The organism is Paenibacillus taihuensis (genome assembly GCF_003386535.1).
Taxonomy (GTDB): Bacteria; Bacillota; Bacilli; order Paenibacillales; family Paenibacillaceae; genus Paenibacillus_Z; species Paenibacillus_Z taihuensis.
The window spans coordinates 315,557-337,971 of the sequence record NZ_QTTN01000001.1; the positions used below are offsets into that span (position 1 = coordinate 315,557).

Annotated in this window: 31 protein-coding genes; 23 read left to right on the top strand and 8 right to left on the bottom strand. The window is 50.4% G+C overall.

Going from position 1 to position 22,415, the window contains the following annotated elements; translation table 11 throughout:
- Positions 1 to 21: 21 nt before the first annotated feature.
- The 19 genes from A8990_RS01620 (at position 22) to A8990_RS01710 (ending at position 10,905) form a co-directional block, all read left to right on the top strand.
- Entirely contained in the window at positions 22 to 690 is a 669-nt protein-coding gene (locus A8990_RS01620) for a hypothetical protein (RefSeq protein ID WP_116187256.1), read from the top strand.
- Positions 687 to 1,022 (top strand): hypothetical protein, encoded by a 336-nt coding sequence (locus tag A8990_RS01625; RefSeq protein WP_116187257.1) that lies wholly within the window; start codon positions 687 to 689, stop codon positions 1,020 to 1,022. Before A8990_RS01620 ends, A8990_RS01625 begins: the two co-directional genes overlap by 4 nt.
- Before the next feature lie 191 nt (positions 1,023 to 1,213).
- Entirely contained in the window at positions 1,214 to 2,041 is an 828-nt protein-coding gene (locus A8990_RS01630) for an inositol monophosphatase family protein (RefSeq protein WP_116187258.1), read from the top strand.
- On the top strand, positions 2,028 to 2,327 hold the full coding sequence (locus A8990_RS01635; protein ID WP_116187259.1) for a hypothetical protein: 300 nt from the start codon (positions 2,028 to 2,030) through the stop codon (positions 2,325 to 2,327). The genes A8990_RS01630 and A8990_RS01635 overlap by 14 nt, the downstream gene beginning before the upstream one ends.
- A 2-nt stretch (positions 2,328 to 2,329) precedes the next feature.
- The gene (locus A8990_RS01640) at positions 2,330 to 2,785 is read left to right on the top strand and encodes a GNAT family N-acetyltransferase (RefSeq protein ID WP_220376776.1); all 456 of its coding nucleotides are present in this window, start codon (positions 2,330 to 2,332) and stop codon (positions 2,783 to 2,785) included.
- 29 nt (positions 2,786 to 2,814) lie between these two features.
- Positions 2,815 to 3,201 (top strand): hypothetical protein, encoded by a 387-nt coding sequence (locus tag A8990_RS01645; protein ID WP_116187260.1) that lies wholly within the window; start codon positions 2,815 to 2,817, stop codon positions 3,199 to 3,201.
- A 49-nt stretch (positions 3,202 to 3,250) separates the two neighbouring features.
- Positions 3,251 to 3,799, top strand: coding sequence for a GNAT family N-acetyltransferase (locus A8990_RS01650; protein WP_116187261.1), 549 nt, complete (start codon positions 3,251 to 3,253; stop codon positions 3,797 to 3,799).
- A 2-nt stretch (positions 3,800 to 3,801) separates the two neighbouring features.
- On the top strand, positions 3,802 to 4,410 hold the full coding sequence (locus tag A8990_RS01655; RefSeq protein ID WP_116187262.1) for an FMN-binding negative transcriptional regulator: 609 nt from the start codon (positions 3,802 to 3,804) through the stop codon (positions 4,408 to 4,410).
- Positions 4,411 to 4,510: 100 nt separating this feature from the next.
- Entirely contained in the window at positions 4,511 to 5,044 is a 534-nt protein-coding gene (locus A8990_RS01660; RefSeq protein ID WP_116187263.1) for a DNA topology modulation protein, read from the top strand.
- Positions 5,007 to 5,561 carry an NUDIX hydrolase gene (locus A8990_RS01665; RefSeq protein ID WP_116187264.1) on the top strand — a complete coding sequence of 185 codons (555 nt, stop codon included), beginning with the start codon at positions 5,007 to 5,009 and terminating at the stop codon, positions 5,559 to 5,561. The genes A8990_RS01660 and A8990_RS01665 overlap by 38 nt, the downstream gene beginning before the upstream one ends.
- A complete protein-coding gene (locus A8990_RS01670; protein ID WP_116187265.1) occupies positions 5,558 to 5,893 on the top strand; it encodes a MerR family transcriptional regulator in 336 nt (111 codons plus the stop codon). The genes A8990_RS01665 and A8990_RS01670 overlap by 4 nt, the downstream gene beginning before the upstream one ends.
- A 27-nt stretch (positions 5,894 to 5,920) precedes the next feature.
- On the top strand, positions 5,921 to 6,343 hold the full coding sequence (fosB, locus tag A8990_RS01675; protein ID WP_116187266.1) for a metallothiol transferase FosB: 423 nt from the start codon (positions 5,921 to 5,923) through the stop codon (positions 6,341 to 6,343).
- A gap of 16 nt (positions 6,344 to 6,359) precedes the next feature.
- Positions 6,360 to 6,908, top strand: a complete 549-nt coding sequence (locus tag A8990_RS01680; RefSeq protein WP_116187267.1) for a GrpB family protein — start codon at positions 6,360 to 6,362, stop codon at positions 6,906 to 6,908.
- A 20-nt stretch (positions 6,909 to 6,928) separates the two neighbouring features.
- A complete protein-coding gene (locus A8990_RS01685; protein WP_116187268.1) occupies positions 6,929 to 7,402 on the top strand; it encodes a GNAT family N-acetyltransferase in 474 nt (157 codons plus the stop codon).
- A 14-nt stretch (positions 7,403 to 7,416) separates the two neighbouring features.
- Positions 7,417 to 7,932 carry a GNAT family N-acetyltransferase gene (locus tag A8990_RS01690; RefSeq protein WP_116187269.1) on the top strand — a complete coding sequence of 172 codons (516 nt, stop codon included), beginning with the start codon at positions 7,417 to 7,419 and terminating at the stop codon, positions 7,930 to 7,932.
- 18 nt (positions 7,933 to 7,950) lie between these two features.
- On the top strand, positions 7,951 to 8,388 hold the full coding sequence (locus tag A8990_RS01695; RefSeq protein ID WP_116187270.1) for a GNAT family N-acetyltransferase: 438 nt from the start codon (positions 7,951 to 7,953) through the stop codon (positions 8,386 to 8,388).
- Between the two features lie 12 nt (positions 8,389 to 8,400).
- Complete coding sequence (locus A8990_RS01700; protein WP_116187271.1) at positions 8,401 to 9,072, top strand: HAD family hydrolase; 672 nt, start codon at positions 8,401 to 8,403, stop codon at positions 9,070 to 9,072.
- Between the two features lie 43 nt (positions 9,073 to 9,115).
- A complete protein-coding gene (locus A8990_RS01705) occupies positions 9,116 to 9,583 on the top strand; it encodes a GNAT family N-acetyltransferase (RefSeq protein ID WP_425463873.1) in 468 nt (155 codons plus the stop codon).
- Positions 9,584 to 9,657: 74 nt separating this feature from the next.
- A complete protein-coding gene (locus A8990_RS01710; protein WP_116187272.1) occupies positions 9,658 to 10,905 on the top strand; it encodes an MFS transporter in 1,248 nt (415 codons plus the stop codon).
- Positions 10,906 to 11,322: 417 nt separating this feature from the next.
- On the opposite strand, the gene A8990_RS01715 is transcribed toward A8990_RS01710, so the two are convergent.
- The 3 genes from A8990_RS01715 to A8990_RS01725 all read right to left on the bottom strand — a co-directional run bounded on the left by A8990_RS01715 (position 11,323) and on the right by A8990_RS01725 (position 13,233).
- Complete coding sequence (locus A8990_RS01715) at positions 11,323 to 11,784, bottom strand: hypothetical protein (protein ID WP_116187273.1); 462 nt, start codon at positions 11,782 to 11,784, stop codon at positions 11,323 to 11,325.
- 78 nt (positions 11,785 to 11,862) lie between these two features.
- Positions 11,863 to 12,417 (bottom strand): ribonuclease H family protein, encoded by a 555-nt coding sequence (locus tag A8990_RS01720; RefSeq protein WP_116187274.1) that lies wholly within the window; start codon positions 12,415 to 12,417, stop codon positions 11,863 to 11,865.
- A 159-nt stretch (positions 12,418 to 12,576) separates the two neighbouring features.
- Complete coding sequence (locus A8990_RS01725; protein ID WP_116187275.1) at positions 12,577 to 13,233, bottom strand: FusB/FusC family EF-G-binding protein; 657 nt, start codon at positions 13,231 to 13,233, stop codon at positions 12,577 to 12,579.
- Positions 13,234 to 13,532: 299 nt separating this feature from the next.
- Between A8990_RS01725 and A8990_RS01730 the strand changes: the two genes are divergently transcribed.
- Entirely contained in the window at positions 13,533 to 14,414 is an 882-nt protein-coding gene (locus A8990_RS01730; RefSeq protein ID WP_220376777.1) for a TolB family protein, read from the top strand.
- A 78-nt stretch (positions 14,415 to 14,492) separates the two neighbouring features.
- Here A8990_RS01730 and A8990_RS01735 read toward each other — a convergent pair whose 3' ends face one another.
- Positions 14,493 to 14,774, bottom strand: a complete 282-nt coding sequence (locus A8990_RS01735; RefSeq protein WP_116187277.1) for a hypothetical protein — start codon at positions 14,772 to 14,774, stop codon at positions 14,493 to 14,495.
- Between the two features lie 250 nt (positions 14,775 to 15,024).
- Between A8990_RS01735 and A8990_RS01740 the strand changes: the two genes are divergently transcribed.
- Both A8990_RS01740 and A8990_RS01745 read left to right on the top strand, forming a co-directional pair.
- A complete protein-coding gene (locus A8990_RS01740) occupies positions 15,025 to 15,564 on the top strand; it encodes a DoxX family protein (protein ID WP_116187278.1) in 540 nt (179 codons plus the stop codon).
- Positions 15,557 to 16,060 (top strand): hypothetical protein, encoded by a 504-nt coding sequence (locus tag A8990_RS01745; protein ID WP_116187279.1) that lies wholly within the window; start codon positions 15,557 to 15,559, stop codon positions 16,058 to 16,060. The genes A8990_RS01740 and A8990_RS01745 overlap by 8 nt, the downstream gene beginning before the upstream one ends.
- Before the next feature lie 69 nt (positions 16,061 to 16,129).
- On the opposite strand, the gene A8990_RS01750 is transcribed toward A8990_RS01745, so the two are convergent.
- Genes A8990_RS01750 through A8990_RS01760 form a run of 3 tightly spaced genes read right to left on the bottom strand, consistent with a single transcriptional unit; the run spans position 16,130 to position 18,378 of the window.
- The gene (locus tag A8990_RS01750) at positions 16,130 to 17,242 is read right to left on the bottom strand and encodes a PAS domain-containing sensor histidine kinase (protein ID WP_116187280.1); all 1,113 of its coding nucleotides are present in this window, start codon (positions 17,240 to 17,242) and stop codon (positions 16,130 to 16,132) included.
- Complete coding sequence (locus A8990_RS01755) at positions 17,235 to 17,888, bottom strand: response regulator (RefSeq protein WP_116187281.1); 654 nt, start codon at positions 17,886 to 17,888, stop codon at positions 17,235 to 17,237. Before A8990_RS01755 ends, A8990_RS01750 begins: the two co-directional genes overlap by 8 nt.
- Positions 17,889 to 17,919: 31 nt before the next feature.
- Positions 17,920 to 18,378, bottom strand: a complete 459-nt coding sequence (locus A8990_RS01760) for a GAF domain-containing protein (protein WP_181909349.1) — start codon at positions 18,376 to 18,378, stop codon at positions 17,920 to 17,922.
- Positions 18,379 to 18,732: 354 nt separating this feature from the next.
- Between A8990_RS01760 and A8990_RS01765 the strand changes: the two genes are divergently transcribed.
- A complete protein-coding gene (locus A8990_RS01765) occupies positions 18,733 to 21,636 on the top strand; it encodes a discoidin domain-containing protein (RefSeq protein ID WP_181909350.1) in 2,904 nt (967 codons plus the stop codon).
- Positions 21,637 to 21,747: 111 nt separating this feature from the next.
- Here the strand turns inward: A8990_RS01765 and A8990_RS01770 are convergent, their stop codons facing one another.
- Positions 21,748 to 22,374: a YjgB family protein gene (locus A8990_RS01770; protein ID WP_116187284.1), complete on the bottom strand. Its 627-nt coding sequence runs from the start codon at positions 22,372 to 22,374 to the stop codon at positions 21,748 to 21,750.
- Positions 22,375 to 22,415 lie beyond the last annotated feature (41 nt).

A 22,415-nucleotide genomic window follows, 5' to 3' on the forward strand; every position in this document is an offset into this window, starting at 1 on the left:
TTATGATGGAGGCGAATGTGGATGCCTTGGCCAATGGTTCATTTTGGAATTGCGGTCCAGCTGTACAACGGACAGCCTTCCCCAAGCTTCCTGCTGGGAAGCATAGCTCCGGATGCGATTCATACGCGAGGTCATGTGACTCGTGAGGAGAAAGGCGCCACGCATTTCGTCACAGGAGGCCGGTTTCCGACTATTGCGGAATTGGAGCAGGCTTGCGTGAATGAGCTCGGAAAACGTGGAGAGATGGATCGGGCGGACTTCGTGCTCGGGTATATCGCGCACGTGTATGCGGACATCAGGTGGACGGATACGATTTACGCATCATTCGAGCGTGCGTATGAAGATGGGAAGCAGGGTCGAATTATACGGAATGTGTACAATGAGGAGATGGCCCAGACCGAGTTCAACCTGCTTCGTACGAAAGCGTGGTCGGATGAAATTTTAGATGCGCTAAGGAGAGCTGAGATTGATGGGCTCGAACCGCTGGTCTCGGAACATGAAGTAAGCCTCTACCGGGAGATGAAGCTCGACTATTTAAGCGAACCGTCGCATGAGCCGAAGATAGAGTCCGTTTATTTCACTGATGAAGCGGTGCTTGCTTTTATTGCACGAACTGCGGAGGAATTAAAGCTGTTGTTTGTTGAGTGGGAGGTTGCAGATATCTCAGTCCCAGGTGCAGCATCAATATGAAGCTGATACATATCAAGGGCATTGGATATTCGGCTTGCGTGTTAGCAGTGATTATCTGGGCGTTGCTCGCGTGGGAAAATCCTTATTTTGACGGGATGACGCAGTTTAGTCCCGTTCATTCGTTTATGATGATCGTATTGCCAGCTTGCTTGTTCGCGCTTGGTTTACTGCAATCGCGCGTCAGTATTCTCATCGGCGCATTCCTATGGAGTTTACCGTATGGGGTTGTAATGCTCACGACTTCAGGCATTTATCTCTTGATCGGGGCTATTTGTATCATCTATTTGATCTGCTTGATGCTTTGTCGGGTTAGAAGAATGAGGTATTGGTAGGGAGGCTGACATGCGTACGATTCTTAGACTAAAATGGCTGCTAGCATCCTTGCTCGTGTTTATGATCGTCTATTGTGAAGGATACGCTCAATACCATTTACATGCACCCTGAGAGGGATAGTGAGTTGCGAGGCACTTATGTAGCAGAGGATGTCTGGCCTATATTAAGCATACTCCCGAGGTGAAGTTGCATGTATGAAACAACTATTCAAACGGCAAGATTGCTAGCGGAGACTGTCATTCGCGAGGCAGGGCAAATCTGCAAGGCGAAATTCGATCATTTTGCCGAGCTGCGGACGAAGGATGAATTTGGCGATGTCGTCACGGAAGTGGACTTGATTGCGGAAGAGGTTATTATTAAGCGCATCCGGGAAGCTTTTCCCGAGCATCAAATCCATAGCGAAGAAGCGGGCATCATCGGTTCGGAAAATGACTGGCTGTGGATGATTGATCCGCTCGACGGAACGAATAACTTCGCAATCGGGCTGCCGGTGTTCTCGACTTCGATTACACTGCTGTATAAGCGGGAGCCTGTACTAGGCGTTATATATGAGCCATTGACCGATCGGCTATTCGTCTCTGCACGAGGAGAAGGCGCGTTTTGCAATGGCCGGCGGATTGGAGTAAAGCCTATAGCCAATATCTACAGAGGCAATATAGGGTGGATTCAAGGACATGGCGTGCAAAATGATCCGAAAGCCGTCGCGCTCAGACAGCATATTGATGTAAGCTTCCGCAGAATGCTCAGACTATGGGCGCCAACCTTGCTCTGGTGCATGCTGGCCAAAGGAAATCTCGATGGCATCGTGCTCTACAATTCGGAAGGCGATGATCTATATTCGGGACTGCTTATGGTGCAGGAGGCTGGCGGTGTCGTCGTTGATTTTGACGGCAATCCGTTCACGGGTATGAAGGATGAGCCGTACATCATCGCGTGCCATCCGGATCATAAGGAACCGCTGCTTGCGGCTGTAAGAGCCGGGCTTGGGGAGAGGGATGATTCGAATGAAGAACGTTAGATTGGTATTATCGGTCGCATCGATGTTAATCGGCGTCATCATAATCACTGGCACTAAGCTGGTCGAGGAGTTTACGGTCAAGCTAGGCTTTGCTGCATATCAAGCGGCAGCTGCCGGATCGTACAGCTCAGAGAATTATGAGCTCGATCTCTCGCTCAATTATTGGTTAGGGTCACTCTGTATTATAATCGGAGCTGTGTTTGCACTGCTTGACCCCATAAAGCGCTATTCGGATAAAGTGAAAGAAATGAATAAAGAATTCGATCCACAAAATAAGGACGTGTAAACGTGAGCATTCACCTGGAGAAAGTTTCAACAGATCATGAGGATTTTGGCTATTTAATCGAGCTGCTCGACCGGGATTTGTGGAAGCGGTACCCCGATACGCAGCAGTTCTTCGATCAGTTCAATAAAGTGAAATTAGATGCCAAAGCAATCGTAGCCTATCTGGACAACAAGCCGGTAGGCTGCGGATGTTTCAGGGAAGCTGCGGATGCTGGCGTTGTCGAGATGAAGCGGATGTTTGTGTTGGATGAAGCGCGCGGCAAAGGAATTGCCAAAGCAGTTCTGAGCGAGCTCGAACAATGGGCGAAGCAAGAAGGCAATCGCCGAGCGATTCTCGAGACGGGCACGGGACAGCCGGAAGCGATCGCGTTGTATACGAAGATGGGCTATGACCGGATCCCGAATTATGAGCCGTATGTTGGCAGCGATGAAAGTGTTTGTATGGGGAAGGACCTATAGGGGATCATTCGAAAACAAAGGAGCCGCTCTTGAAAAATATCGTATTGCTCGTGTTTGTTACCATTGTCGCGTACTTCGCCGTTATGGCTGTTGTTGATCATGATCAAAGCGGGTTCACGATTACAATACAGAATAACCTCGATCAGACTGTGAACGAGCTAACGATTACATATCCCGGTGGACCGAAAATGGTTTCATTGAAAGCTCATTCGAAGAAACGAATCCACATTGTGCCAAAAGTGCATGGGGAAGGCAGTATTAAGCTTGAGTATGAGACGGGGCATGGGAAGCAGGAGTCGTACATATTCGGTTATATTGAACCTGGATACTCAGGTAAAGCCACAGTCGATATTGATTCCTCTAAAGAAAACGGCGAGCTGGATTTTAAGGTAAAAGACGAACTCGACTTGTATTAGTCAATTTCAATAACAATTACGATGGTGGTTACTGGAGGGAGGGTAGCCGATGACTTATTATCGCGAGATGACCGCTGCCGATGTACGGCTGCTGCGGCAAATCGACCGTTCCGAGCATATCGACCTCATCTATGAGATGCAGAATGGCCAGATGACAGAACGTTCAGCGGATCATGAATGTCCGACATGGGATGTTCAGCTGTTAACCGAGATGGAACAGCGTTTCGTTGAGGAGTGCCACCGAGGCGGTTTCGCTATAGGTGCTTTCATCGAAGGAGAGAATGCGGAGCGCTTCATCGGCTTTGGCGTGCTTGCGGCACCGTTCAGAGGTGAGCAGCGGGACCGGCTGCAAGTGGACCTAATGTATGTGAGCCGTGATTATCGCCGGCAAGGCATTGGCAGTCGGATTTTCGAGCAACTGCGAGAGGAAGCGATTCGAAGAGGGGCGAAGGGGCTCTATATTTCGTCGACGGAAACCCGCTCGGCTGTATCGTTCTATCGCAGCAGCGGGGCGCAGCTCACCGATAAGCCCGATGAAGAGCTGTTAAAGAAAGAACCGCTCGACATCCATATGGTTGTGGAGCTGAAGGGGGAATAAGGATGTACATTCCAAAACATACCCGCGTGGAAGACGAAGCGACGCTATTCGCGTTCTTGGAGCGATACAGCTTTGCAACCCTGATCTCGACGAGCGGAGGTCATCCGACTGCATCGCATCTTCCGCTAGTGTTGGACCGGGAGAACAGGTGCTTGATGGGACATTTTGCCAGAGCGAACAGCCAGTGGACCGATATTAGCGGAGAAGAGGTGCTGGCTATCTTTCACGGGCCGCACACCTATATTTCCTCCTCGTGGTACGAGACGAACCAGTCTGTGCCGACGTGGAACTATGCCGCCGTTCATGCATATGGCCAGGCCGAGTTGATCGAGGATGAAGCAGAACTCTTGCAATGTTTGAACGAGATGGTTGCCAAGTACGAGGAACCAGGAAGCGCGTACCGCATTGATGACTCGAATCGTGACACCATTGACGGACTTATGAAGGGAATCGTCGGGTTCCGGATTCGGCTCGATCGGCTAGAAGGCAAATGGAAGCTGAGCCAAAATCATTCCAAAGAGCGTCAAGCGCTTGTCATCAGCAAGCTCGAGCAATCGTCCAGCAACAATGCGCAGGAAATCGCCAGGTTAATGCGAGAGAACAACGCATGAGCGCGGGATGTCTAGGCTGCAGTATCGCAAATAAACGGCAAGCGTGCGAAGTTGCAGCAAGCAATCCAGCCCATTTCAAAAAAGTAGGAGGCGCACGGAAGTGAATCGCATTCTCATCGTAGGCTCATCAGGTTCTGGTAAATCCACGCTCGCGCAACAGCTTGGCCGCATCTGGTCGCTACCTGTGATTCATCTTGATGCATATTACTGGAGACCGAATTGGGTGGCGCCGCAGAAAGCAGAGTGGGATCAAACGATCACACAGCTAACGATGCAAGAGCAATGGGTGATTGACGGGAACTATGCTCGCACGATGGAGAAGCGGATTGAACGCGCTGACCTCATTATTTTGCTGGACATGCCTAGATGGCTCTGTATGGTTCGAATATTCAAACGGAGAATTATGTTTCATAAGAAGACGAGGCCGGATATGAACGAAGGCTGCCAGGAGAAGATCGACTGGGCGTTCATCAAGTGGGTATGGAATTATCCGAAGCGCAGCCGGTTAAGTACGCTGAGCAAGCTGGAGACGGCTGCCGCACAAGGGAAGCAAGTGATCATCGTTAATACGAGAAAACAAGTAAAGGAACTGCTCCATGATCAAATACAATATTGCCTTCATACGCAGAAATGATCAAATCTTGCTGCTGAACCGGGAGAAGCCATCGTGGATGGGCGCATGGAACGGTGTCGGCGGCAAGCTGGAAGAAGGAGAATCCGCGCGGGATTCGATGATTCGCGAGATTCAGGAAGAGACGGGAATCGAGTCTGCAGCTTTACGTGTGAAGTTCAAAGGGCTTGTAACGTGGCAGGTGGATGCGGATTATTTTGGCGGGATGTATTTGTATACGGCTGAAGTAGATTCGGACTTTCCTCTCGCGACGCCTGTGAAGACAGCCGAAGGCATTCTCGATTGGAAAGACATGGCATGGATTATGCATCCGGACAATGTTGGGGTCGCGACGCACTTGCCCAAATATATGCCGCTGATGCTTGAGCAGCAAGCCTGTTATAACCATTATTGCATCTTCAAGGACGGCGTTCTCGCCAGCGTAACCTCTTACCCGATACCTGAAGCAATCGAATGGGATCGGCAGCTGCTGCTTGAGGAGCTTGAACCATTTCAATTAGGCGGGAAGGTACAGCGATGAAATCATTCTCACTTAGTCATTTATTAAGCGCTATCATTATTGCAGCTTCGATTCTCGGTGGCTGTTATATCTTGAAAGACAATCAACGCGCAGCCGAAACAAACCGATACGGACCGCTGATGAATCTTGCCGAGACGGCGGATTATCTTCATCTCACAGTAGCTGAGCTCAACACCATTATTACACTCGAGGACACGACGCTAGAGTCGACAGGCAGTTATTCGGGCAAAATGTTCCCTTACTTCAAGATTGACAAGGAAATCTATGTGAGTCGAGATGAGCTGGACGCGTGGATCAAAGAGACAGCAACGCAGCGCAAGCAATATCAATAACGTACGCATGAAGGAGCGGAAGTGCACATGCAGCTAACAAGTATGAATCATCTCTGCTTCTCGGTGTCTGACCTGGAGAAATCTATTATTTTTTACGAGCAAGTGCTTGGTGCGAAGCTGCTCGTTATTGGCAGGTCGCTGGCGTACTTTGACCTTGGCGGGTTATGGATTGCGCTGAATGAAGAGAAAGACATTCCGCGCAGCGAGATTCATAAGTCCTACACGCATATGGCGTTCACAATTGAAGAGTCGGAGTTTGATGCGTGGCTTGGCAAGCTGGAAGACCACAAGGTGAATATCCTGTCTGGTCGGGAACGGGCGGCCGAGGATCGGCAGTCGATATATTTTACAGATCCGGATGGTCATAAGTTTGAGCTGCACACGGGCAGCTTGCAGGATCGGCTTGCCTACTATCGTGAGACGAAGCCGCATATGATGTTCTTCGAATAGGGGAGGTCGAGATTACATGTCGTCAGATCCTATCATCGTAGTCCCGCATGACCCGAGCTGGGCGAGAGAGTTCCAAAAAATTGGTGCACGGATGCGTCAGTCACTCGGCGGCATCGCAACGCGAATCGATCATATTGGCTCGACCTCAATCGCTGGACTTGCGGCTAAACCTGTCATTGACATTCAAATCTCAGTTCGCTCCTTAGAGCCGGTAAGTGTCTATCAACTTCCGTTAGCATCGCTCGGCTACGTATATAAGGCGGGCAATACGGAGCGGACGAAGCGGTATTTTCGCGAAGGAGCGGGTATGCGGAGAACCCATATTCACGTGCGGGAAGAAGGAAGCTTCGGCCAGCAATTTGCACTATTATTTCGCGATTACTTGCGAGCGATGCCGGATGAAGCGAAGTACTATGAAGATGCCAAGCTCAAGCTGATGGCACTTTATCGAGAAGAACGGCAGCGTTACGTAGACGAGAAAGATCCATATATTTGGGACATTATGCGCAGGGCGACCAGCTGGAGTCAGGAGATTGGCTGGCGGCCAGGCGATTCGGATATATAGCTGAATAAGGAGGACAAGCCATGATCACAATCGAGCAATTGCAAGATCAGTCACGCGAATTTATTGATCGTGCGATTCAATATTACTGGTCCCAATGGGGGACAGGACAGAATCTCGCATTCTATCGGGATTGCATCGATCATTCATTGACCTCTGAGGTAGATGTGCCGAAATTTTATGTCGCTCTTGACGGGGAGAAGTTCGTCGGTATGTGTGCATTGCTTCGCAATGATCTAATCAGTCGGCAAGACTTGTATCCCTGGCTTGCTTGTCTATTCGTAGACCCTGCCTATCGGGGGCAGCAGCTAGGGAGCCGGTTGATGGAGCATGTGCAGCGAGAAGCTGCAGCGAGAGGCTACCGCGAGCTCTATCTGAGCACAACGTTAAACGACTATTATGAGCGATATGGATGGATTTATGCAGCAATCGGCTATTATTCATACGGCGGCAAATCAAAGATTTATAAGAAGTGTTTGATAGATTCTATTGACTAGAGTGAGGGATGTCCATGATCGAAATCAAGCTCATTACGCCCGATGAAGTAGAAGCCTATTGGCAGCTCCGGCTGGAGGCGCTGCAGGACAGTCCCGAAGCATTCGGCGCGACCTATGAGGATTCGGTTGTCACGCCGCTCGAAACGGTCAGAGGCCGTATCCAGCTCCGTGACGATAATTTCATCCTAGGTGCGTACACGGAGGAAGGCGAGCTGGTCGGCATGGTCGGTTTTCGCCGGGAAGACGGCACGAAGGTGAGGCACAAAGGGTTCATCTGGGGCATGTTTGTCAGTGCGCGAGCAAGGCAGCAAGGTGTCGGCAGGAAAATGCTGCAGCGCCTATTGGAGCGAGTCGATGGAGTTGAAGGGCTGGATCAAGTCACGCTTATGGTCGTCACGAGCAACGAGCAAGCCCGCAAGCTGTATCTCTCACTCGGATTTGAAGTGTTTGGTCTGGAGCGGCATGCGCTGAAATATAAAGGCGTCTATTACGATGAAGAGCTGATGGTTTATTGGTTGAATCGGCGATAGAAGAAGGGAGGAAGCAGGATGGTGGAGGTTCGCGCGTATGCCGAGTCGGATTTAGCGGGGCTTGCGGCATTGATGACTGACCTGGGCTCGCCTACTTCGATTGAAGATATGCAGATCAGGATGAGGCGGATATCCGAGAGTCCGAATTATTTTACATTCGTTGCCTGGTTAGAGCATGCAATTGTTGGCATGATCGGCTTGCGGATGCAATATAGCTATGTTAGCAATGACTTGAAGACGCAGGTTTCCTCGCTTGTTGTGAGGGATGGCCTGCAAGGCAGAGGCATCGGAAAGGCGCTGCTTGCTCATGCAGAAGCGTATGCGGTGCAGCAAGGCTCTCACTTTGTTTACGTTAACAGCGGCATTAAAGAGGAGCGCACCAATGCGCATGCATTCTATAAGAAACGCGGCTATGAGGTGACGGGGTACCGGTTTGCGAAGAAGCTAAATCACTAAGGGGGACTGAAGATGGAGCAGCTGAAAGCCGTTATTTTTGACTTGGACAATACTTTGCTTGATCGGACCCACACATTCTCGAGGTTTACACGCGCATTCGTTAATCAATATTTCAGCCATGTTGAGGATGCTGAGCCACTCTGTGATCGTATTATTGTGCTGGATGAAGATGGCTACAAGGACAAAGGTCGGCTTTTCACAGAACTGCTCGAGGAGATGCCTTGGGATAATAAGCTTGAAAAGCCTGCACATCACGAGCTAATGGCATACTATGAGGAGCATTATGTGAGCAATGCCGTGCTGATGCATGAAGCGAACGAGGTCATCGCGCATGCGCGTACGAAGTATAAAGTCGGCATGATTACGAACGGCCGGACACCGATTCAATACGGGAAAATCGATCAGCTCGGCATTCGCGACTCGTTCGATTTCATTATCGTCTCTGAGGAAGCAGGCGTAAATAAGCCGGACCCGCAGATATTCGCGCTTGCTACCAGTAAACTAGGCTTGCGTGCGGACGAATGTCTCTATATCGGCGATCATCCGGTCAATGATATCGAAGGGGCATCGAAGGCTGGCATGGCGACGATATGGATGAAAGTGAATCAGCCTTGGCTTGATGAGCTGGAGGCGAAGCCGCTGCATACGATAGGGCAGCTGAATGAGCTGCTTCAGTTGATCTAAATTAATGAGTGGTCGCTATATTGAAAGGCGTGGTAAGTAAGTGATGTCAATTACGATCAGGCAGCTTCAGGATGGCGAGTCACTTCCGTATGAGCTGCTGCTTCTTGCGGATCCCGAGCGGCAAGCGATAGATGCTTACGCCGAGCGCTGCGTATGCATGCAGGCTGAAGATTACGGTGGAGAGGTCATTGGAGCTTATATGCTGCTATGCACGCGGCCGAAGACAGCGGAAATTATGAATATTGCCGTGCTTGAGGACAAGCAGGGCAAGGGGGTTGGGAAACTTCTGCTCGAGCATGCCATCGCATACAGCAAAGATCAGGGATATAAACAGCTGGAGGTAGGAACAGGTAATTCCAGCTTGGGTCAGCTTGGATTTTATCAGAAATGCGGTTTTCGCATCGTTGGCGTTGAGATCGATTATTTCGTCAGGAACTATGCCGAGCCGATCATCGAGGATGGGATTCCGTGCCGGGATATGATCCGGATGCGAATGGAGTTCACGGGATAATATTCCCGCATTGATAGAATATTGAGCTTGAATTATGATAATAGGATCAATCAGCTAGAGGAAAGGCATCACCTATGTGGAAGTACACGGCAAGTTTGGTACAAGATTTATCGCCAGGGGTCAAAAGATTTATCGCAACAGAGAGCTTATTCGGTATTGGAGCCGGAATATTCAGTCTCATTCTTAACCTGCATCTGCTCGCGCTTGGATTCTCGGAAGGGGTCATCGGTCAGATTACTTCACTCGGCGCATTGACCGTTGGAATAACGAGCCTTCCCGCCAGTATGATTGTCCGGCGTGTTGGCCGCAAGCGAATGCTAGTCCTTGGCATTACATTAGCCTGTATTTCGCTCATTGTATTCGGCTTTGGGACAAGCCGGGGCGAGATAACCGTTGCTCAGATCATCTGGTCGCTCGGCGTCACGGCTGTGGTGAACTCGGAAATTCAATTGATTTTCGGCTATTGCCGGACGAAGAAGGAAGAGACGAGCGCGTACTCGCTGCTCTTCGCGATCTTCACGTTATTCACCGGAGTCGGAACGATGCTCGGCGGTTTTCTGCCGGATTTACTTGGCGGATCGACGACCGTATATCAAAATTCCTTCTTCGTGGCTGCAGGCTGCATGGGCTTAATGGCATTGCTGCGGGGATTACTTCTGCCTGCGGGTGAAGAAGCAAGTCGTGAGAAAGCTGCAGCCGGGGCGCCGGAGAAGAGCAAGAGTCGGCATGCCTTCTACTTCCTGCTCATGCTGTCCGTGCTCATCTTCAGCAGTGGATTTAAGTATGGGCTTGTCACACCGTTCCTGAATGTCATCTTGAAGTTCCGCTTTGATATGAACGATGGGTCCATCTCCACGCTTCTTGCAGTGTGCGGCGTATTCTTCTTTATCGGATCGATCATTATGCCATACATCGTTGAACGATGGGGCAGCCGCCGGACGTTTATCTTCACGTTCGTCAGCAATATCGTGATCACAGGCTTGATGGCGGTCACGATGCCGGCTGCAGCGTTCGCGGTTCTGCTGATGCTTCGCGGTACTAGTACAACGATGCTGGACAATCATATTGACAGCGAATCGATGTCCGCCGTAGCTGATGAGGATCGCAACCTGTACGCAGGGATGCGAACCGTATCCAGAAGCATCGGCAATACGATTGCGTCGTACTGGGCGGGGTATATCTTGGCAGGCGGGCATTACTCGCTGCCTTTCCTGCTGACAACGGGCGCACTGCTGTTCGGGTTCGTACTCTATGCTTGGTTCGTTCAAGGCAAGCTGGATCAGAGACTGAAGCAGAAGGAACTGGCGGCGACCAGCCCATAGCATGAATGAAAAAAGCAGTGACCTTGAGGAAACCTTGGGGTCGCTGCTTTTTTCGCAAATAGGAGATGCTGCAGGTACTAGACAAAGTTAGTACTAGCAGGTCAGAACCCCTCGCGCCATAATAGAGCAAACTTAAAAGCGGAGGGGTTCTGATCGATCATGCGTTTATTCAAACGCTGCAGCCTTTGGCTTACGCTGATTTCAGCATGGATTGTGTACTACAACGCGACAGGAAGGGATGACAAAAACATCCTGTTGTTCTTTCAAGCCCGCCATTCTGGATAACAGAGTATCTGTCGCTCCGAGTATCATTCTCGATGCAGTATGTACTCGATCTGGTGTTCTGGTTCGCTGCGGGATCTTTCTTGGACAGCCGGCTTTTGCGGAGACGAAGACGGAAACGCAACAACTGATCCGTCAATTAGCGATCCGCTTCAAATCCGGAAAATCGTCCAAATACCCCGATTGCTTCAACTCCTGAAGCGCACGCTTCACGCTTTGCTCATCTTCGCTGGATTGGTCCGACTTTGCGAGCAGCTCGTCCAGGCTCACGTTCGGATTAGCTTTGCAATAAGTGAGCAGTCCTTTAGCTGACCAAGAGAGGCGATCGTCGTTGAATTCGCCGATGAGATGCTTGAACATTTTATGGGAGATGAGCTTGTGGTCAGCGAGATCTTGCATCGCTTTGATCACTTGCTTCACGGTCATCCGCCCCTTGCGAGACATATCGGTTAAGGTAAGTGACATCGAATCTGCCGCGGACGAGCTGAGCACGATATAGATCATTTGAGAATAAATATCGAGATGCGGATTCGTAAAAATTTCGCTGGAAACGGTAAAGCTGCGAGGAGCAGCTCCAGTCGTGGATTCAGTAGCCATAGGTTGACTCTCCTTCCAAATCGGTATCCTTATAGAATACGAGCGGGATTGTCCGATTCAGGGGTTTATGAGGAGTTTCTAACCTTTCCCAATTGCCTTCCTTGCCGCATTGTGCGCGAGTCGGTGCAGCGGATTGCCTTGTTTATGCTTGCCGATGTACTTCACTTCGACTCCGATAGAAGGGAATTTCGCTTGCAGCTGCTGACATGCGGTAGTGAATTCGCCTCTTGCTTCTTCGTAGTAAGACTTCGTGAAACTTGGCTGCGACATCAGTTTCATAATCGCATGGCAATCGGAGTAGACGATAGCGTGCTTAGGCAACTGGGCTTCCGTATGGACAAGCTGCTCCAATGCTTCTGTCAGAAGCTGAACGCCGAAAGCAATCGCGAGCATCTCCCCGAAATTCGAGCCTCGCTCATAATCATGTGCTAGCTGACGGCCGCTCACGAACATACTGCGATTGTACACGAGGCAGCAGCCCGCGCCATGAACAGCTTCCCCGGCCGCGCCGGAGTAATCGCTATAGATCGAGACGATCGCTGAATTGACAAGATGCGCGCGGACGGATGGTGTCGCATACGCTTGTTTAATATAGGAATGATTACTCGCCGTCCGATCAGTAGTTACAAACAACAGATTTTCCTCCTCGGTATTTACACAAGCTAGCATTGACTATTATAAAATGAATCAGCCTAGATAGGCTAGTTTTCGGCATCCTCGGAGGTGCTATTTGCAGAGGCAAGATGAAAAAAAGCCGCTTCTCAGCGGCTTTTCAGGCTTACAATCCTGTTGTCATCCGACCACGGCTTCAATAAAGCGCTCTAGAGAAGCAACACTCGTGATGTTCTTATTGCACGTATGACCGTTCGCGCAAATATAGTTGCCGATCGTCTTGTAATAATCCGGTGAGGCATGGACAGGCCTCTTTTTGAAGTTCGCCGAGAACAGCACCACTTCTTCCAATCGGTTGCAGGCAAAGCAATAGCTCTTCTTGCTGCTTGCCGTATACCGGCCTTCCAAGCCGATGAATTGCCCGTCGCCCGAAGGGTATACGATATACATGCGATTAGTCGCAATATCAGCCCAGCTCAAATAAGAAAGCTTGCGGTAATCGAGATGCGCGAGATCGGGCAACTTCAGCTTTTTGACTTTCGGAAAAAGCTTCAGGATATCCTTGGCCGCAAGCGATGGAAACTCATCCCGATACGGCTCAAGCAATTGCATATACTTCTGGAAATCCTCGGTTGACTGAAGGTCCGCGATAGATGCCAGCATCGTGCTCCGTTCATCTGTGATTTCCGCGAATAACTCCGCTACCTTGGCTTGCGCTTCGGATCGAACCGATGCTACGATCTTCGGATCCCCAACCGTTCGGAGTGCGTGCAGCACGTAGTCTGCTTGCTTGTTAATAAAGTTATAGTCGTGATTTCTAATAAATGGTTTACACATGGACTCCAGCCCCTTATTTTTAATTGATAAGCAAATAAGGCGCAAAGCCATCTATTAGAAAACGATAGATGCGAGTAGTTGACCGGCGATAAAATAATGGCCAGCCTATGCAAAGTATCGCTCCCTATTCAGGCTTTGCATAGCGCTGTTCCAATCCGGCAATCTCTGACTGCCATCAGTATCAGCTCCTCTTCTCAGGAATGGGATTATTATACCTTATCCGGCAGGATAGTTGAAACCATAAGTCGAATGCTATAAAGGTTGACGGAACGAGACGATGAAGCAGAGGTGAACGTAAGGTGAAGCGGTTACAAGAACCCCGTAAAGAAGCAGGAAGAAACGTAATGAGTATCCTCGAAACAGTTGATGTGCAAAGCGGGGAGCGTAGCGTTGCGGCTGAGTTCGATTATCTAATCGAAGCGCCGAATTGGACTCGCGATGGCAAATATCTCATCTATAACAGCTTGGGGCACCTTTATAAATTTGATCTGAGTACTTGTGAAAGCGCAATGATCGAATCGGGTTTCGCCAATCAGTGCAATAATGACCATGTGCTTTCACCAGATAACTCGCAAGTAGCCGTCAGCCATCATACCTACGAGGATGGCCAGTCCCGAATTTATATTTTCGCCTTGCAAGGCGGCAGTCCGGTGCTTGTCACGCCAATGGCACCTAGTTATTTGCATGGCTGGTCACCGGACGGAACCACGCTCGCTTATTGCGCCGAGCGGGATGAGGAGTACGATATTTATACCATTTCCGTTCATGGAGGCATTGAAACGCAGCTAACGCATACGGCAGGACTGAATGACGGGCCTGAGTATTCACCGGATGGGAAGCACATTTGGTTCAATTCCGTACGCACGGGTCTGATGCAGGTATGGCGCATGAATGCCGATGGCAGCGAGCAGATTCAGATGACTCATGATGAAAACAACAGCTGGTTTCCGCATATCTCTCCTGATGGAGACAAGGTAGCTTATATTACCTACCGCAAGGGAGATGTTGCACCCGGTGACCATCCTCCTAACAAGGAAGTAGAGATCCGCATCATGCCAAGCGCTGGCGGCGAATTCCGAACGCTTGTTAAGCTCTTCGGAGGGCAGGGAACCATAAACGTCAATTCCTGGTCGCCCGATAGCGGCAAATTAGCATTCGTTAGCTATCGAATCAAGGAATAAGAAGATAGCTGCCATAAGAGTGAATCTGAAGTTCGCATCATAATGATGCGGGCTTTTTTTTATCGACTCTTAGGCGGTCTACTGCATCAAGTCTAAGGCGTGATGTTCAATGCTAATATCGTCGATGTTGCCTTTCTCGTCCTTCAATACGTGGATAAGGTAAGGTACGCCTGCGTCAAAGGCTTTGAATATCAAGTGTTCTTTGTCGATCAGTATGACTTCATGACCGCATTCCCTCAGGCATTCCTCTACATCATTCAATGTCGGCTTTTGGCTCTCTTCCAGAAAGACAATCCCTCGCAGCAAGGAAGTTTTGTCACGGTGAATCACTTTGAAATGGATGGACTTTTCTTTAATCATGGCATTCTCCACTCCTTCACATATGTGTGCTCATTACGTTTATCATAAACGGTCTTTATTCAAGCTGGTTATCGGGGGAATCACTGATCTTTCGAGCGGGGAAATCCCTATTGATCCCTCCTCATAAATCGCGATTCTCCCTGCGGAATTTTCAGGGAATCGCTCGCCGTAGATTCCGTGTTTATCCCGATACAATGCGAACGCGACAGAAGCTATGATGAAGACAGATCGAACGAGGGAGCTGGTAGAAATGGTAATGAATTGGCTAAGAAGCAACCGCTACGCTGCGATTATGTTGACGCTGGTACGACTGTATTTAGGCTGGGAGTGGACGAAAGCCGGATGGCATAAACTCACGGGGGATAAGGCATTCGATGCGGCGGGATTTATCAAAGGCGCGATTGCCAAACCTGTGTTGGACAGTGGAACCCATGAGCGCATTTATCCGAATTTTATCGGTTTTCTTCATGACTTTGCGCTTCCGAACGTGAAATTGTTCAATATCCTTGTCCCGTGGGGAGAGTTATTCGTTGGCATTGGGTTGCTGCTTGGCGCCTTAACGACTGCGGCCGTCTTCTTCGGCCTGCTGATGAATTTCATGTATATGTTTGCGGGCACCGTGTCGACGAACCCTTGGCTGGTGCTGCTCAGCTTCTTTATCATCGCTGCGGGCAGCAACGCGGGTAAGTTCGGATTGGATCATTATATCCTGCCGTTCCTGCACCATTGGTGGCTGAAAGGGAAAGAAGCCGCAAGGGGCCGGGGAAGAACGAGAGGAACCCATGTATAACGGACTGTCAGATGTGCTCAAAATCTTGCAGGAAGAGCATTACGGCTTGGCACAGGAGTTGCATCAGTACGATATGGCGCTTCAGTCAACAGTGGATGCTTGTGTTCCGGGGGATTTGGATTGGAAGCATTCCGTTCAAGAATTACGTGTCCGGGCGATTGGATTCGCGGCGCAACTGAAGCACCATTTAAGGATCGAGGATGAGCAGCTGCTCCCGGAGCTTCAAGCCTGCTTATCGGAGGAAGATACCGTTCCGTCACTCCGATTCTCTTCCTTGCTCATGGAACAGTATTTCTGGTCGGGTCTCAGTTATTTGAATCTGTTCATTGATCAAACGGAGCAGCTAATTGAATTCAGGTCGACAAAGGACTTGAAACGGATGCTCTATTATCTACGCGAAGCGTTGATTCACTTATCGGAATATTTCAAGGTTGAGCAAGAATATGTTCTGCTTCAGGCGGTGCGAGTGCTTGAGGATGACCAGGCGGAAGGTTGATCATGGAAACATTATGGAAACAAGAAGAGCCCCCTATCAAGGGCGCTCTTCTTGTTTCCAGCTATACAGCTATTCTGCCTGCTTCGGCACAAGCAGAACGATGCTTGTGCCTTGCGTTGGTTCCGAATCAATGATGAGCTGGCCGCCAATGCTTCGCGCACGCTCCTCCATGCTGAACAGGCCGACGCCCTTCGCGCTCTGATCGCGTACGAATCCTTTGCCTGCATCCGTGATCCGCACCTCGATTCTGGCATCGGCATCGAGCAATTTCACATCGGCCTGGGATACATCCGCATATTTGCTAATATTGGTGAGCGCCTCTTGAATGACACGGTAGATCGTCGTTTCAATGGCGGCCGGAAGCCTTTTGCGCAAATTCGTCTCGAAATCGATCTGAATAGCAGTGTGCTGCGTGTAATTCTCGATGTAGGTACGAATAGCCGGAACGATGCCCAAATCATCAAGAACGGATGGGCGCAGCTCCCATGCCAATGTGCGCACCTCTTCCATAATCGAGGATACGCTCCGTCGCAGCTTCTCAAGCTCGGGATTTCCTTTCCCGGCTATGATGCTGTCGAGCTGAATCAGCAGAGAAAACATGCTTTGTCCGATACCGTCATGCAGCTCGCGGGAAAACCGTTTTCTCTGTTCTTCCTGCATATGCATCACTTGCGTCATCATCTGCTTCAGCTCTTGTTCTACGCGTTTGAGCTCGGTTACTTCATTTCTGATGGCCAGATATTGGTACGGTTCTCCATCTTCGTTCAGGAGAGGGACGATCGTTGTATTGACCCAATAGAATGAGCCGTCCTTTGCCCGGTTTCGGATGTCTCCGCGCCAAACTTTCCCGGCTGTAATCGTGTTCCATATATCGCGTATAAAGGTTTTGTCATGATGGCCGGAATTGATGATGCGATGATCCTTGCCCAGCAGCTCTTTACGGGCATATTGCGAGATTTCGCAAAATTTATCATTCACATAAAGAATCTTGCCCTTCGAATCCGTTATCGCTACGATCGATGATTCGTCGAGGGCGAATTTCAAATCAGTCAGTTGTTTCAGGGACAGCTTCAAATCGTCGCGAATCGGCACATCCACGAGCTGCACGTCGATCTGTTCCAACAAATGCTGGACGTTCTTGCCGATTACTTCGGGAAATGCAGCGTCATGCTCCTTATTCAAAGGTCAACAGTCCCTTCTTCATGGCGAACCTGACCAGCTCCGGTCTCGTTTTTAAGCCGAGCTTATCCATCAGGTTGCTCTTATGGGATTCGACGGTCTTGACGCTGATGATCAGATGCTCGGCAATTTCTTTATTGGAGTAACCTTTTGCAATCCAGCCCAAAATTTCTTTTTCGCGCTCGGATAAGGTATCGAAGATATCGGAGTGCTCTCCGCGTTTCAGCGTATCCAAGTATTCGCTCATTAGACGCTTCGTAGCCGTTGGATAGAGGTAAGCGTTGCCTTGCGAGATCGTATGAATAGCAGAAACCAACTCTTCATGCGGGGCATTCTTCAGGATATATCCGGATGCGCCGGCGTGAATGGCCCGAAACAGATATTCATGGTCATCATGCATCGTTAAGACGAGAATCGAACAGTCGGGAAGGCGTTTCTTTAACTCGGCTGTCGCGGACAGACCGTCTTTGCCATGTGGCATGCTTAAATCCATGAGAACAACGTCCGGCTTCAGGCTGAGCGCTTTCTCAATTCCTTCGTCACCCTCGGCAGCTTCGCCGACGACTTCCATGGTGGTATGATCGTTTAACAAAGTCATTAGTCCGGAACGGACGATGGCGTGGTCGTCCACAATTAAAAGTTTTATCATGTTGCCCCTCCTTTGGAGTTGCTTATTTACCTCATCTATTATATAGGAGCTGCTGAAGATGAGGTATTAAATGTTCCGCTGCATGCTTGACCAGATGCAAATGGTTGTCTTCATACAGACGTTCAGAGCGGTTCCCGACCAGCAGTACGCCGCGAATTTCATCTTGGATGGTGAGCGGAACTCCGATGGCAGCCTGCAATTGCTCCACGAGCATTATGGAATAGTCTGGCCGCAATCGTTCCCGTTCTGATGCCGGCATTCTTGCGTCTACGATGACAGGTCTTCCAAGCTTGATGACGAGACCTGATAATCCGCGCCCCGGCCTTATCACCAGCTCCGCATATCTTTCATTCGAATTCCCCGAAGCCGCCAACCAGCGAATCCGGCGATGGTACTGCTCTTCCATGGCGAATCCCGCCCAATCGCTGTCCGTTGACGTACGTATCTGATCCAGTTGAGACTGGATTTCTTTCTTCCAGGGAGCACTCATGCTTCTCACCTCTTCCCAGCTGGCCATATACCTATTACTTGTCATTCCATTATAGCCATTCACTTTGCCGTTGTAATTCAGGGAATTCCCTGAATCCGCACAAGCAGCAAACAAATAGAAAAACGCAGCAATGTCCGTTGCGACAGAAACGTAGCATACTTGAATCAGAGTGGAGCGCCCGCAGAGAAAACACATAGCGGGCTATTCGATATGCAGCGGGGAGGCGGTAACGAAACGTTGGCGTTACTTTGCAAGGGTTAAGGAGCTCGGAAGCAAGAGAGCAACTTGCAAAAACTTGCTTTGCAGGCAAAAGTTTATGCCACGCAAGATCCATGTTGAAACGGAGGAATGTTAATGAGCAATGATCGCAAAATACGCGTCCCCATGCTTGGCTTGCTGCTGTTCGGATGCGCGCTGCTATGCGCGATCCTGTTCGTGCCGAACCGTGCTTATGCAGCGGATTATACAACGCAGAACTGGCAGACGGTCGAGATTCAGCTGACCAGCACGAAGTCCTACACCGATCCATTCCAGAACGTTGATGTCACGGCAACCTTCACTGGACCTGGCGGAACGACGATTACGCGTCCGGCGTTCTGGGACGGCGGCTCTGTCTGGAAGATCCGCTTCGCACCGACGAAGACCGGCACCTGGACGATGACGACGTCGGCGAACGATCCTACCGATACGGGCTTGAACGGCATCAGCAAGTCGATTCAAGTCAATGCGTACACGGGCAGTCTCGCGATCTATCAGAAAGGGTTCCTGAAAGTGAGCAGTAACGGCCGCTACTTGACCTACAACGACGGAACGCCGTTCTTCTATCTCGGCGATACGCACTGGATTCTCCCGCACGAGCGGTTCGCGACTTCCAACGCATCCGGAGTCGCTTCGCAGTTCAAGTATGTCGTCGATAAGCGCGTTAGCCAAGGGTTTACGGTGTTCCAATCGGAGCCGATTTGGCAGCCGCATGGCGGCGGTACACATTCGGGAGCGGACGAGGAAATGGTAGCTAACTTGAGTGACGGCTTCACGAGCGCGGATCTTGCCGGATTCGCCAATTTGGACCGCAAGTTCAAATACATCGCCGACCAAGGCCTCGTCCATGCGAACGCGCAAGTCACATGGGCGCAAGATCCCGCGAATTATTCCGTGTATTCGGATGCCTACATGACGCGCGTGGCGAAATATTGGGTCGCCCGGTATGGTTCGTATCCGCTGATCTATACGATTGCGCAAGAAATCGACCAGAATATGTACGGCGCATATAACTCCACAACGATGAGCAAATGGTATGCGGTAGGTCAGAGCATCACGGACAATGACTCGTACAATCAGCCGATCATGCCGCACATGGAGAATACGAGCTCGACGGTGGCGACCAATTCGTCGTGGGCAAGCAAGCCGTACGATGACGTCTTTGCTGTCCAATGGCAGGGCGATCTGCAGGGAATGAGCACGGCAAAGAACTTTTACAATTACACCACGACCAAGCCTTCCGTCCTCTACGAAAGCGCGTACGATAACTTCTGGACAGATTCGCGCGGCGCACTCGGAGCAGGCTACAAGGCGTTCCAATACGGGATGTACGGCTACGGATACGGGGCGGCTGGCGTATGGAACGACGTCTACTCCAAATCCGGAGATCCCGATGACTTCGGTACGGGATACGACTTGCCTGCGCATTACTATTGGTGGTATGACGGAGCGAATCTGACGACAGGCAGCCAACTGACCTACTTCAAAAACTTCTATACATCGCTGGAGTGGTGGAAGCTGGTGCCTCGATTTGACGATGGGGCGTGGGGGTCTTTCAACGATACATCCACGTCGCTGCTGTCGTCGGACGGCAACAACACCTACGTGACGTTCTTCTTCAACGGGAACACGAATACGGGGACAATTAAAGGCATGGACAACGGTTATTACTATAACGCGCGGTGGTTCAATCCGAGAACAGGTGCGTACACGACGATAAGCGGGGCGGCTGCTTCGACGTCCGGGCAGTGGAATATACCGCCCAAGCCGGACAGCAACGATTGGGTACTGCTGCTGCAAAAGACGACTACCGCGGTACCGCCGCAGACGAACTTGGCGCTGGGCAAAACCTACGCGAGCTCCTCTTCGTGGGACGCGACACAAACAGCGGATAAAGCATTCGACGGTCTGCTGTCCACGAATTGGCAAGCTTGCAACACCTGCTGGAACGGACAGACGCTGGAAGTGAATTTCGGCGCGAGCACGACGTTCAATCGGGTCGTATTGTCCGAATACGATAACCGTACGACCGGCTACCGCATCGAGTATTGGAACGGATCGACGTGGCAAACCGCGTACACGGGCACGAGCATCGGATCGCCGAAGACGATTACGTTTTCCGCGGTGACCGGCAGCAAGGCGCGGATTTATTTTACATCGGGTACGTCGAACGCGCCGATCATCTACGAATTCGCCGTCTATTATGACGTCGTGAATCTAGCGCTCGGCAAATCCTATGCAAGCTCCTCTTCATGGGACGGGACACAAACGGCGGACAAAGCATTCGACGGCTTGGCGGCCACGGATTGGCAGGCTTGCGACGGATGCTGGTCAGGGCAGACGCTGGAAGTGAACTTCGCGGCAAACACGACGTTCAATAAGGTTGTATTGTCCGAATACAACAACCGCACGACGGGCTACCGCATCGAATATTGGAACGGTTCGACATGGCAAACGGCGTATACCGGCACAAGCATGGGACCGTCGAAGACGATTACATTCACCGCGGTGACCGGCAGCAAGGCGCGGATTTATTTCACCACGGGAACCGCAAACGCGCCGATCATTTACGAATTCGAAGTGTATAACGATAGCGTAGCCGTGAATCCGAATCTGGCACTCGGCAAAACTTACGCGAGTTCCTCTTCGTGGGACGCGTCACAGACGGCGGATAAAGCATTCGACGGATCTGCCGCCACGGACTGGCAAGCTTGCAGCGGCTGCTGGAGCGGACAGACGCTCGAAGTGAATTTCGGTGCGAACACGACGTTCAATAAAGTCGTGCTGACAGAGTACGATAGCCGCACGACGGGCTACCGGATCGAGTATTGGAACGGCTCGGCATGGCAAACGGCGTACACCGGCACTTCCATCGGCGCGACTAACGTACCGAAGATGATCACATTTACCGCGGTGACGGGCAGTAAGGCTCGGATATATTTTACTTCGGGCACCAGTTACGCTCCGATTATCTATGAATTTGAAGTCTATAATCAGTAACGCGCACGCATAGCAGGTCGAACAACAAAGGCAGCCGATATCGGCTGCCTTTGTTGTTAAATAAGGTTAGCATGTTTCGTTTAAACGAATAGGAAATCGAAATCGCCCTAATTAGGTATTCGCTTTACCCGCATAAACGTTGATGTGGTCGATGTGTGCAACTTGGCCTTTAGCGACTTTGCTTGGACCGACGAATTTCAGTTCGTACAGCTTCGAAGGGTGGTAGACATAGATTTTGTCCGTACCCGAGTAGCGAACTTCTTTAGGCATGCCAAGTGTTTTGATAACGGACGCGAATGTCAGCGACTTGACGCCAACCGTCCGATCAATGGACTGCCCGAAATTGCGCAGATCGTAGATGACGCCGGATTTGTTAATACCGAAGCCATAAGCGCCTTGACCCATTCCGAAGTTGTACAATTCATAATGGTTGCCTTTCAGGTCGCCGCCAACGTCCGGAATGCCCCATTTGTAATGAACGTCGGAGATCTTCGTTTTGCCTGCGATCGCGTTTAGTCCGGGAATTTTACCTTCACTCGCAAGCATGTAAATGCTCTTGATATATGTGCTGCCCTTCTGCGCGCTAAGGCTGGTCGCTGCGGACTGTGCAGGTGCCGCAGTGGATGCCGCATTGACATTCGAATGGGACATAGCGGCCATCGAGCTTACTGCAATTAATCCAGCCAAGGCAAGCTTATTGGTTAATTTCATTGTTTGTTTTAATTTGTTCTTCATCATTAATTCACCTCTTCTATTTTGTGGACACCAGGGACGGTTAC

Coding starts and splice junctions, on each gene's coding strand:
- A8990_RS01765 (WP_181909350.1), top strand. CDS start 18,733: ATGAGCAATGATCGCAAAATACGCGTCCCCATGCTTGGCTTGCTGCTG.
- A8990_RS01770 (WP_116187284.1), bottom strand. CDS start 22,374: ATGATGAAGAACAAATTAAAACAAACAATGAAATTAACCAATAAGCTT.
- A8990_RS01665 (WP_116187264.1), top strand. CDS start 5,007: ATGATCAAATACAATATTGCCTTCATACGCAGAAATGATCAAATCTTG.
- A8990_RS01685 (WP_116187268.1), top strand. CDS start 6,929: ATGATCACAATCGAGCAATTGCAAGATCAGTCACGCGAATTTATTGAT.
- A8990_RS01715 (WP_116187273.1), bottom strand. CDS start 11,784: ATGGCTACTGAATCCACGACTGGAGCTGCTCCTCGCAGCTTTACCGTT.
- A8990_RS01690 (WP_116187269.1), top strand. CDS start 7,417: ATGATCGAAATCAAGCTCATTACGCCCGATGAAGTAGAAGCCTATTGG.
- A8990_RS01700 (WP_116187271.1), top strand. CDS start 8,401: ATGGAGCAGCTGAAAGCCGTTATTTTTGACTTGGACAATACTTTGCTT.
- A8990_RS01680 (WP_116187267.1), top strand. CDS start 6,360: ATGTCGTCAGATCCTATCATCGTAGTCCCGCATGACCCGAGCTGGGCG.
- A8990_RS01735 (WP_116187277.1), bottom strand. CDS start 14,774: ATGATTAAAGAAAAGTCCATCCATTTCAAAGTGATTCACCGTGACAAA.
- A8990_RS01725 (WP_116187275.1), bottom strand. CDS start 13,233: ATGTGTAAACCATTTATTAGAAATCACGACTATAACTTTATTAACAAG.
- A8990_RS01630 (WP_116187258.1), top strand. CDS start 1,214: ATGTATGAAACAACTATTCAAACGGCAAGATTGCTAGCGGAGACTGTC.
- A8990_RS01745 (WP_116187279.1), top strand. CDS start 15,557: ATGTATAACGGACTGTCAGATGTGCTCAAAATCTTGCAGGAAGAGCAT.
- A8990_RS01650 (WP_116187261.1), top strand. CDS start 3,251: ATGACTTATTATCGCGAGATGACCGCTGCCGATGTACGGCTGCTGCGG.
- fosB (WP_116187266.1), top strand. CDS start 5,921: ATGCAGCTAACAAGTATGAATCATCTCTGCTTCTCGGTGTCTGACCTG.
- A8990_RS01755 (WP_116187281.1), bottom strand. CDS start 17,888: ATGATAAAACTTTTAATTGTGGACGACCACGCCATCGTCCGTTCCGGA.
- A8990_RS01710 (WP_116187272.1), top strand. CDS start 9,658: ATGTGGAAGTACACGGCAAGTTTGGTACAAGATTTATCGCCAGGGGTC.
- A8990_RS01620 (WP_116187256.1), top strand. CDS start 22: ATGCCTTGGCCAATGGTTCATTTTGGAATTGCGGTCCAGCTGTACAAC.
- A8990_RS01705 (WP_425463873.1), top strand. CDS start 9,116: ATGTCAATTACGATCAGGCAGCTTCAGGATGGCGAGTCACTTCCGTAT.
- A8990_RS01695 (WP_116187270.1), top strand. CDS start 7,951: ATGGTGGAGGTTCGCGCGTATGCCGAGTCGGATTTAGCGGGGCTTGCG.
- A8990_RS01625 (WP_116187257.1), top strand. CDS start 687: ATGAAGCTGATACATATCAAGGGCATTGGATATTCGGCTTGCGTGTTA.
- A8990_RS01635 (WP_116187259.1), top strand. CDS start 2,028: ATGAAGAACGTTAGATTGGTATTATCGGTCGCATCGATGTTAATCGGC.
- A8990_RS01760 (WP_181909349.1), bottom strand. CDS start 18,378: ATGAGTGCTCCCTGGAAGAAAGAAATCCAGTCTCAACTGGATCAGATA.
- A8990_RS01740 (WP_116187278.1), top strand. CDS start 15,025: ATGGTAATGAATTGGCTAAGAAGCAACCGCTACGCTGCGATTATGTTG.
- A8990_RS01670 (WP_116187265.1), top strand. CDS start 5,558: ATGAAATCATTCTCACTTAGTCATTTATTAAGCGCTATCATTATTGCA.
- A8990_RS01655 (WP_116187262.1), top strand. CDS start 3,802: ATGTACATTCCAAAACATACCCGCGTGGAAGACGAAGCGACGCTATTC.